This window comes from Flavobacterium sp. (assembly GCF_049590715.1).
Lineage (GTDB): Bacteria > Bacteroidota > Bacteroidia > Flavobacteriales > Flavobacteriaceae > Flavobacterium.
Map to the genome: position 1 here is coordinate 1 of NZ_JBAWDL010000115.1, position 10,232 is coordinate 10,232.

Annotated in this window: 8 protein-coding genes; 6 read left to right on the forward strand and 2 right to left on the reverse strand. The window is 32.0% G+C overall.

What is annotated here, in order from left to right:
• The 4 genes from WBQ70_RS05335 to WBQ70_RS05350 form a co-directional block, all read left to right on the forward strand.
• The coding region (locus WBQ70_RS05335) for an ABC transporter permease (protein WP_423911462.1) at window positions 1-444 on the forward strand (444 nt) is incomplete at its 5' end.
• 11 nt (window positions 445-455) lie between these two features.
• The gene (locus WBQ70_RS05340; RefSeq protein WP_423911463.1) at window positions 456-1,880 is read left to right on the forward strand and encodes a TolC family protein; all 1,425 of its coding nucleotides are present in this window, start codon (window positions 456-458) and stop codon (window positions 1,878-1,880) included.
• Between the two features lie 23 nt (window positions 1,881-1,903).
• Window positions 1,904-2,062 (forward strand): hypothetical protein, encoded by a 159-nt coding sequence (locus WBQ70_RS05345; RefSeq protein ID WP_423911465.1) that lies wholly within the window; start codon window positions 1,904-1,906, stop codon window positions 2,060-2,062.
• Window position 2,063: 1 nt separating this feature from the next.
• Window positions 2,064-2,288 (forward strand): hypothetical protein, encoded by a 225-nt coding sequence (locus WBQ70_RS05350; RefSeq protein ID WP_423911467.1) that lies wholly within the window; start codon window positions 2,064-2,066, stop codon window positions 2,286-2,288.
• A gap of 270 nt (window positions 2,289-2,558) precedes the next feature.
• Here the strand turns inward: WBQ70_RS05350 and WBQ70_RS05355 are convergent, their stop codons facing one another.
• Together WBQ70_RS05355 and gldJ are read right to left on the reverse strand one after the other, a co-directional pair.
• Window positions 2,559-3,842, reverse strand: coding sequence for a UDP-N-acetylmuramoyl-tripeptide--D-alanyl-D-alanine ligase (locus WBQ70_RS05355; RefSeq protein WP_423911469.1), 1,284 nt, complete (start codon window positions 3,840-3,842; stop codon window positions 2,559-2,561).
• A 148-nt stretch (window positions 3,843-3,990) separates the two neighbouring features.
• Window positions 3,991-5,667: a gliding motility lipoprotein GldJ gene (gldJ, locus tag WBQ70_RS05360; RefSeq protein WP_423911471.1), complete on the reverse strand. Its 1,677-nt coding sequence runs from the start codon at window positions 5,665-5,667 to the stop codon at window positions 3,991-3,993.
• A gap of 211 nt (window positions 5,668-5,878) precedes the next feature.
• On the opposite strand from gldJ, the gene porU reads away from it, so the two are divergent.
• Both porU and WBQ70_RS05370 read left to right on the forward strand, forming a co-directional pair.
• Window positions 5,879-9,715 carry a type IX secretion system sortase PorU gene (gene porU / locus WBQ70_RS05365; RefSeq protein WP_423911473.1) on the forward strand — a complete coding sequence of 1,279 codons (3,837 nt, stop codon included), beginning with the start codon at window positions 5,879-5,881 and terminating at the stop codon, window positions 9,713-9,715.
• 38 nt (window positions 9,716-9,753) lie between these two features.
• A partial coding sequence (locus tag WBQ70_RS05370) for a PorV/PorQ family protein (RefSeq protein ID WP_423911474.1) occupies window positions 9,754-10,232 on the forward strand: 479 nt, incomplete at its 3' end.

The window sequence follows — 10,232 nt, forward strand, 5'->3', positions numbered from 1 at the left end:
CTTTTTGACTATTTTATTTTAAAAGATAAATTTCAAAGACAATATATTGACGATGACCGTAACCAGAGTGTTTTTACGCTATTTTCATTTTTAGCTATTTTATTAGCATATATTGGTATTTTAGGGCTCTCTTCATTTATTGCCTTTTTGAAAATACGAGATATTGCCATTCATAAAGTATTAGGCGCTGACAGGTTTGTAATTCTCTGGATATTGGCAAAGGAGTTTTTGACTGTTTTAATTGTTGCCAGCTTAATTGCCATTCCTATCGCTATTTATGTTATGAAAGATTGGTTAAATGATTTTCCATATAGGATAAGCTTAAACTTTTGGCATTTTTCTTTAGCATTCTTTTCTGTTTTTCTGATAACCTTGTTGGTAATAGTATATAACACCCAGAAATCTCTTAGAAAAAAACCAATGGATATATTAAATGCTGAATAAATTTGATACACATGAAAACGAAAGCAATATTCTCCATCATTCTTTTAGTGATATCTTGCGCCATTGGATTTTCTCAAAACACACAGAAAAAGCCATTGTCCTTGGACGATTGTATAAAAATAGCGCTTTCAAATAATTTGAATTTAAAAAAATCAAAACTATCAACACAGACTTCTGAAATCAATTATAATCAATCGAGATCAAATTTGCTTCCTAATTTGAATCTAAATTACACTATTGGAATGAATAACGGACGTAGTATTGATCCCTATACTAATAATTATATCAATCAAGAACTCACGTTTTCAAATGCGGGATTGAATATTTACACCCCTATTTTTAATGGCTTTAGGATATTAAATAGCATTAAACAAAAAAGATTCAACCTTCAGGTATCAGAATTGGAAATAGAAGATGCAAAACAAAATTTGGTTTTAGAAGTTTCCTTGCGCTACATACAAATTCTAAACAGTCGTGATTTATTGGAACTTGCAAAATCAAGGCTTGAAACAACCAAAAAACAGCTGGAAAGGATTGAGGTTTATTATAAAGAAGAGGTTGGAAACCCTGCAGATTATACAGATATGAAAGGGCAGTATGCCAACGATGAAGTTGCAATTGTCAATGCAAATAATACTTTAAAATTGGCTGTATCAAATCTGATTGTCCTACTGAACTTAGATACTGTTTTTGAACAATCCTTTGAGGATGTTCTTGGTTTGGTTCCATCCAAAATATATCCATTTTCTGCTTCAGACGTTTATAATGATGCTTTACGAAATTTGGCAACATTCAAATCCAAGGAGTTAAAAATTGACGCAGCAGATTTGGGCATTAAGATTGCTAAATCCAATTATTTTCCTGAAATATCATTTTTCGGACAATTAAATACAAACTATTCAAGCGTTGCACAACTATTTACAGCAACTGGAAGTTCTGTTACTGAAACGGGAGATTTTGTAACTATTGGAAACCAAAATCATCCCGTTTTACGAAACCAAAGAACCCTTGAAGGGCATAGAATAAATTATAACAATCAATTTGAAAGTAATTTGAGTTCGGTTGCAGGTATATCTGTAAAAATGCCCTTATTCAATGGATTTAGAGCAAAAAGAGAAGTGTTGTTACAAAAAATCGTCTTAGAAGAATCAAAAGTTGAACTTGAAAACACAAAGTTGCTATTAAAACAGTCTATTGAAAATGCATATAATAATATGGAATCTGCCTACAATCGATACCAAATTGTATTAAATCAAGTTGTAGCTTTTGAAGAATCTTTTCGTATCAATGAAGTTCGATTTAATAACGGTGTATCTAATATAGTAGAATATATTACTAGTAAAAATAGTATGGATAATGCCAACCTCAATCTAAATAATACAAAATATGAATATTTACTTCGTGTTAAAATATTGGATTATTATAGAGGAATTTGATTTAAACTTTATATCGGACATTAATGATTGAAAAATACAAATTTGAGAATATTAAAGAAACGAAAGATTTAGTTGTTTTATACCCTGAAACACCTTTAGGAATTGAAGAAATAAATTTACTTAATGATGTTGATCATAAAATCAAATTTCCAACACCAGTTCAACTCCCAAATTACATTTAATATGATAAATAACGATACCAATAAACCAGAAGATTTTGGAGATTTTCTCGTAAATGAAGTCATTGAAGAAAGAGAAGAAATAAAATCTAAAAAATTTCTTTTTACAAATAAAAAAATTGCGATTTCAATTAGTGAAATTGAAAATTTAGAAGAACTTGGATTTTCAAAAATTTTCACAAACGAGTCGTTTCATATTTATACGGAGCTATTAAATTTTATGGAATAGTAAATTCCATAAGTAAAGTAGATGTTATTTCGATGGGTAGTTATGATTTAACCTTTGAAGAAAAAAATAAAATTCTAACATTATTAATTAACTATCGAGCATTAAGGGTCTAAAATTAATTTTTTCAGTTTAATAGGATCACGTTCAAAAGTTGAGGATTAGGCAAGTTTTCAAAAAGACTGCAAAAAAAAACCACAAAGAAACTAAGTTTGACCAGTACCCAACTTAATTTCCTAATGGTTAAAATTATTTAAAAACCAAAATGCTGAACTACAAGAAATCCAAGGTTCTTTCAAGAGCCATTCCTCTGGATCCTTTTATCAAAATCATACTTTTAGAAATAGAAGCCTCTTTTAAATAATTTTCAAAATCTGAAAAAGTTTTATAAAACTTAAAATTAGGCTTATCATTTCTATTCTCATAAAAAGCCTCACCAACAAAATAACAATCGATCACATCACCAATCAAATCCAATTCTACTATAGCTTTATGCTCTTCAAGACTCTCATCACCTAGTTCAAACATATCACCTAGAATCATTACTTTATTCTGCTTTTCTAATTGAACAAAATTTTGAATAGCAACAGCCATACTACTAGGATTAGCATTATATGCGTCTAAAATAATCTCATTAGTTCCTTTAGTCATTAATTGCGAACGATTATTTTCTGGCACATACACTTCTAAAGCTTCTTTAATTGCCAAGTCATCTACTTTAAAATACTTCCCTATCGTTAGCGCCGCATTTAAATTATTAGCATTATAAAGACCTATTAAATGAGACGAAATACAAACTCCTTGACAAGAAACTTCTACAAATGGATTTGCACGAACAGTACCAATACTAACATCTGCATTTTCTTTATTAACTCCAAAAGAATAGATTTTTAAAGTCTTAGATTTTTCAACTTGAATAATATCTTCTAAATTCACAAAAGCCAAACCATCACTACTTAACAAGTATTGATACATCTCACTTTTACCTTGAATCACACCTTCAACACCACCAAAGCCTTCCAAATGTGCCTTCCCGAAATTCGTAATATAACCAAAATTAGGTTTTGCTAATTGGCACAAAAACTCAATCTCTTTTTTATGATTAGCTCCCATTTCAACAATCCCGATTTCTGTTTCAGAATCAAAACTCAACAAAGTCAAAGGAACACCAATATGATTATTCAAATTACCAACTGTTGCTTTTGTTTTAAATTTTTTAGAAAGCACAACTTGAATTAATTCTTTTGTAGTTGTTTTACCATTACTTCCTGTAAGTGCAACTATAGGTATATTCAAATAATCTCGATGGAAGCTCGCCAATTGCTGCAAAGCAACCAAACTATTATTTACCAAAATTGTTCTTTCATCAATATAGAAAGAAGCATCATCTATAACAACACACAAAGCTCCTTTATCAAGGGCTTCTTTTGCAAAAGTATTTGCATCAAAACGCTCTCCTTTTATTGCAACAAAAATTGAGTTTTCACTTATTTTACGAGTATCAATTGAAATTCCATTCGATTTCAAAAAGAGGTGATGAATGTGATTAATATCCATTTTAAATTTTATTTAAAAAAAGAGGCTGTCTCACAAAATAGTGAAATAGCCTCTTTTTTAGTTTATATATGGCTCCTATTGGAGTATACATCATAATATTCAATTCTCAATCACTTTTGGTTTTGAGACTATTCTTTATAATGTAGTTTTAATTCCTAGCAGACTTTTTGTTTTCAGATTTAGGCCCTACTTTTGACATGGCGCATCTAAATCCGATATAATCTGTCGCCATATCTTGTGGAAAATACCTTCTTTGAGCAGGATCCAACCAGTAAGCTCTATCTTTCCAAGAGCCCCCTTTATAAACCCTTACTTCATCATTAATTAAGGTAGTTCTTTTACTTGACCTATCATATTTCCTAACCATATCTCCTAAACTATCCACAGCAACATTATGTTTAGGTGAGTTATACATAGTTTCTTTCGCTTTATCAGCATTCGTTTCAGAAGAACCAAAATCATAAAATATAGTAGACTGCTTATCCCCATCTCTATAATTAATATTATTGCTCTTATCGAAATTCTGTCTCAAATATGTTTCTTTTTCGTCAACTGGAACTTGAGCAATTTGACCTGGGAAAGTTCTAGGCATAATTTTACCATTACTCAACGTATCATATTTAATCATGTCTTTAGTAACAATTTCAATTTTTCCATCTTTTCCTATTTTATTTTTGGTATACATATTACCTCTAAAATAGTTAAAATCATTAGCTTCGTTATCAATAATTGGTCTATAAACATCGGCAACCCATTCTGCAACGTTACCTGCCATATCGTACAATCCAAAATCGTTAGCAGGATACTTCTTTACTTCATTAGTAATATCCGCTCCATCATCTGACCACCCTGCAATTCCACCATAATCACCATTTCCTTGTTTAAAGTTAGCTAATTGATCTCCTTTTGATTGTCTTTTCCCTGAACGAGTATAACTTCCTGACCATGGATATTTTTTCTGACCTTTGTAGGTATTGTACTCTCTTTGTCCTACATCAGCTGCGGCAGCATATTCCCACTCAGCTTCTGTTGGCAATCTATATTCAGGCAAAACGATTCCTGAAGAACGCGTTGCATACACATTTTTTTCTTCAGAAGTTTCTCCTTTTTTAGGCTTAACGTTTCTACCTTGAGGCTTTTTCAAAACCACATCTTCATTTTTAGAACCATAAGTAGAAGTTGGACTAATTATATATGTTTCCGTATCAAATGTACTATCACCATCAACCTCATCAGTTTTAGCATTTTTTTTCAAATAACCACTTTTTTCTAAAATAGCTTCATTTACGCGGTTTGTTCTCCACTTACTAAACTCCACTGCTTGAATCCAGTTAACACCTACAACAGGATAATTAGCATAAGCTGGATGTCTTAAATAATTATTAGTCATCGTTTCATTATAACCTAATCTGTTTCTCCAAACTAAGGTATCAGGTGATGCACCAACATATATGTACTTATAACTTTCTTCAGTAGGTGGAAAAACTTTTTTCACCCAATCCAAATATTCTAAATACATTAAATTAGTAACCTCCGTTTCATCCATATAGAATGATTGGACATGCTGCTGCGTTGCCGTATTGTTCCAATCATGCATGACATCATCCTGCACTTTACCCATAGTAAAAGTCCCTCCTTCTACAAAGACTAACCCTGGACCCGCAATTTGCTTTTTATTAGCTGGCCCTTTTTTACCACTTACATTCCAACCTGTTGCTCTTGAAGAGCCATTCGAACTAGATTTTTTACTACAACTAGAAAAACCCACAACAATCAGTGCCATAGCTAAAACAAATCGCACGATTATACTTTTGTTTACTTTCATACTTTATTTAAGGTAATATTTTTAAGTGGTGCAATATAATAATTAACCATTAACTGACAACACCTATAAAAAAAAATTATTAATGATACTCCGCTTTATTGAAATACATAAAATCAACGCAAAAATATACTATTTATTATTTATTTTCACATTAAATGATTTATTTTTACCCATTATTATCATTTTAACCAACCTTCTATTTAACTATTAAATGAGAAAAATATTTTCCTTATATATATTCTTACTATCTTATTCAGTCATTTCGCAGTCTAAAGGAGATATTATAATTAATTGGATCGACAAAACCGAGATTGATTACGGACAGTTTAAAATAAATAGCCCTCAGTTTTCAGGAACTAATTTTCGATTTGACATTTCGAACAAAACCATACACTTTGTATTAAAACTACCTGAAAACATTTCTTATGACGAAAAGAATATTCAAATAACCAATATTATATATGAAAACATCTCTTCTTCAAAACTCGGAGAACTCAATCTCGATAATATTCCTTCTAAAATATCCGCTTCAGTAATAAATTCCAAATCAAGAGAAATTCTTCAATCTTTTTTAACTCTTTCGCCAATAATTAAAGATGAATTTGGTTTTAAAAAAATAACATCTTTCACATACCATGTAAATACCAAAAATACTTTTTCAAGAAATAACGTTACAAATAAAACCTCAAGTGTTCAAACCATCACAAACTCAGTATTAGCCTCTGGTGATTGGTACCGTTTTTACATTGAAAAATCAGGAATATACAAATTAGACAAAAATTTCATTCAACAACTTGGAATCAACATAAACAATATAAACCCCAAAAACATCCGCTTGTTTGGCAACGGAGGAAGAATGCTTCCTTTATCCAATCAAACCTATTACCCTTTCGACTTAACAGAAAATGCAATTCAAATTATTGGCGAAAACGACGGTAAATTCGATAATGGAGACTATATCATATTTTACGGTGAAGGAACAGATACTTGGAGTTCCGAAAGCCAAACGTCTGTAAATATTTACGATAACAAATCCTATTATTACATAAACATACAAGGAGGGGAAGAGGGAAAAAGAATTCCTGAAACAACGCAACCATCAGGATCACCTACGCTCAATATAACCAATTTTGACGACACACAATATCATGAGGTAGACCTGTACAACATTGCCCACCTCGGCAGACAATGGTTTGGAGAGTCTTTTGAAATAAAAAACACTCAAGAGTTTGTATTCAATTGCCCCAACATAGATACTTCAGTTCCAGTAAGTATAAAAATCCATGCAGGCGCAGCAGCATACACAGCAACAACTTTTAAAGTAACAGCTAACAATATCGACATTGGAACACTTAATTTATTTGCAATAGCATCTTCAGGTACTTCAAAATACACTTATAACACCTTAAACACCAGCTGCACAGGAGCCGATAATATTAACATAAAACTGACCTATAACAATAATAGCGTTGCAGGATCAAAAGGGTATCTAGATTACATCCAACTCATCACTAAAAGAAATTTAAAAGGATTTGGTAAACAATTCCATTTTCAAAACAATTTATCGAGTTCTAATCTTGGAATTGCAAATTACACCCTCTCAAACGCTAGAACAATATCAGAAGTCTGGGATATAACCGATATTTACAACATTCAAAAATACACCAACCCTAATCAAGACTCATTTTCTTTCAAAACCAACCTAGGTACTCTCAAAAAATACATTGCTCTGGATAATGACTATTTAAGCCCCTCAAAAGAAAGCAACGCAAAAATCCCTAATCAAAACATTAAAGGGACTGTATTTTACAATAACCAAGGACAATTTCAAGACATTGACTATGTAATTATAACACCTAGTTTTTTAGCCAATCAAGCCGAAAAACTAGCTAATTTTCATCGTTCCAACTCAAACCTTAACACAAAAGTAATAACGCTAGAGGCCATTTACCAAGAATTCTCTTCTGGCAAACAAGATATCGCCGCAATAAGAAATTGCATCAAATACATCTACCAAAATAGCTCTTCAATTGATAAAAAATTAAAATACATAAACTTATTTGGAGACGCTTCTTATGACTACAAGAACAGAATTCAAAACAATACTAACATCGTCCCAATATACCATGCTTTATTAGGAAATACTGTAGGTGAATCGTCATTTGCTTCAGATGATTTTTACGGATACATGGATGATAGCGAAGGAAACCTAACCAATTCCTTTGGAGGAATTGATATAGCTGTAGGAAGAATGATATTATCCGACACTCAAAAAGCGGCGGAAATGATCAACAAAGTCGTTGAGTACTATGACGAAAAATCATATGGTATCTGGAGAAACAATTACGTCATGATTGCTGATGATGCTGATAGAGCAACAGACGCAACACTGCAAATCCGACAAAACAATTTAACAGATTTAATTACAACCAAAAAACCTTTTATTAATGCTGAAAAAATAATACTTGACTCTTATACTCAAGAGACTTCTGCTGGAGGAAATAGATATCCAAAAGCAAGAGCAGATTTTTTTAACGCTTTTGAAAGAGGAGCATTAATATTTAACTATATAGGTCATGGAGGAGAAGATGGACTATCCAGTGAGCGAATGTGGGAGAAATCAGATGGCCAAAATTTAAATAATCAATACAAATACCCTTTATTTATCACAATAACCTGTGCCTTTTCTCGTTTTGATGACCCCAGCAGACCTACTGCAGGCGAATACACCTTTTGGAATCCTAAGGGAGGCGCTATCGCAATGTTATCAACTATTAGGTCAATTTCTCAAACTAATGCTGAGAACTTTAACGACACCATAATTAAATACCTATTATCATACGATTCCGATGAATACACAACGATATCAGAAGCACTCAGATTAGCCAAAAACAGCGACCCAAGCGCATCATCAAACGTTGTATTTTACATTGGCGACCCTGCCATTATGTTAGCCGTTCCTAAACCTAAAATCAGATTAACAAAAGTAAATGACACACCAATTTCACAACCTATAGATAATTTTAAATCTTTAGATAAAATAAAAATAACTGGAGAAGTAGTTGATGAAAACAACAATATACTTCCGAATTATACGGGGGAAGTTTTTACTAAAATTTTTGACAAAACAATTATCAAAAAAACATTAAACAATGATGGAAACAGCCCTCCTATGGATTTCAACACTTTAGGAGAAACTATCTTTAGAGGTAATTCTTCCGTAAATAATGGTCAATTTGAATTCAGCTTTGTAGTTCCTAGAGATATAAGGATTCCTTTAGGAAATGGTAAGATCAGTTTTTACGCAAAACAAAACCAACAACTTGAAAACAGAACAGGATACGACACTAGTATTAATATTGGAGGTGTAAATGAAAATGCACCTTCAGACAATATTAACCCAATTGTTAAGTTATATATGAATGACCAAACTTTTGTTTCAGGTGGAATTACCAATTCTTCTCCATTTATATTTGCTATACTTGAAGATGAAAACGGTATAAACACTGCAAGCGGAATAGGACATGATATTACAGCTGTATTGGATGGAGATGTGAGCAATCCATATATATTGAACGATTATTATCAAACTAATTTAGATGATTACACAAAAGGATCTATACGCTTCCAATTGCGAAATATTACACCAGGAATACACACTATTACATTTAAAGCATGGGACGTATACAACAACCCTACAACAACAGAAATACAATTTTTAGTTGTAGGTGACGAAACGATCACTTTAACCAATGTACTAAATTACCCAAATCCATTTGTAAATTACACTGAATTTTGGTTTACACATAATAGACCTTTTGAACCGCTGGAGGTACAAATTCAAATATTCACGATAACAGGTAAGGTAGTTTGGACAAAAAACCAAATCATTACTACTCAAGGGTTTTTATCAAAAGAAATTACTTGGGACGGAAAAGACGATTTTGGAAATAAAATAGGAAAAGGAGTATATGTTTATAAACTAACTGTTAAATCAAACCTATCAAACAAAAAGGCTGAAAAAATAGAGAAACTTGTAATACTTTAATAAAACACTATATTTGTCAAATAAATTTTTATAAAAAAATGAGAAAAATACTTCTTCTAACTACTTGCCTACTCGCTTTTTCGTCCGTTTTTGCACAAGGAAACAGAGTAATCACAACTGGAGTCCCTTTTTTGTCAGTTTCAGCTGACGCAAGAGCTGCCGGTATGGCAGACATTGGTGTTGCAACCTCTGCTGATGCCTTTTCTCAACAATGGAACCCTGCAAAATATGCATTTGCAGTAGACAAACAAGGGGTTTCATTAAGTTACACTCCCTATCTAACTGATTTAGCAAATGATATTGCACTTGGACAACTAACATACTATAATAGAATCAACGAACGTTCCGCTTTTGCTACTAGTCTACGTTATTTTAGTTTTGGTGAAATTGAATTGAGACAAACTGGAGAACCTAATGAAGACACTAGAAAAGTCTCTCCAAATGAATTTGCTCTTGATGGATCATATTCTTTAAAACTAAGTGAAACCTTCTCCATGGCAGTGGCAGGAAGATACAT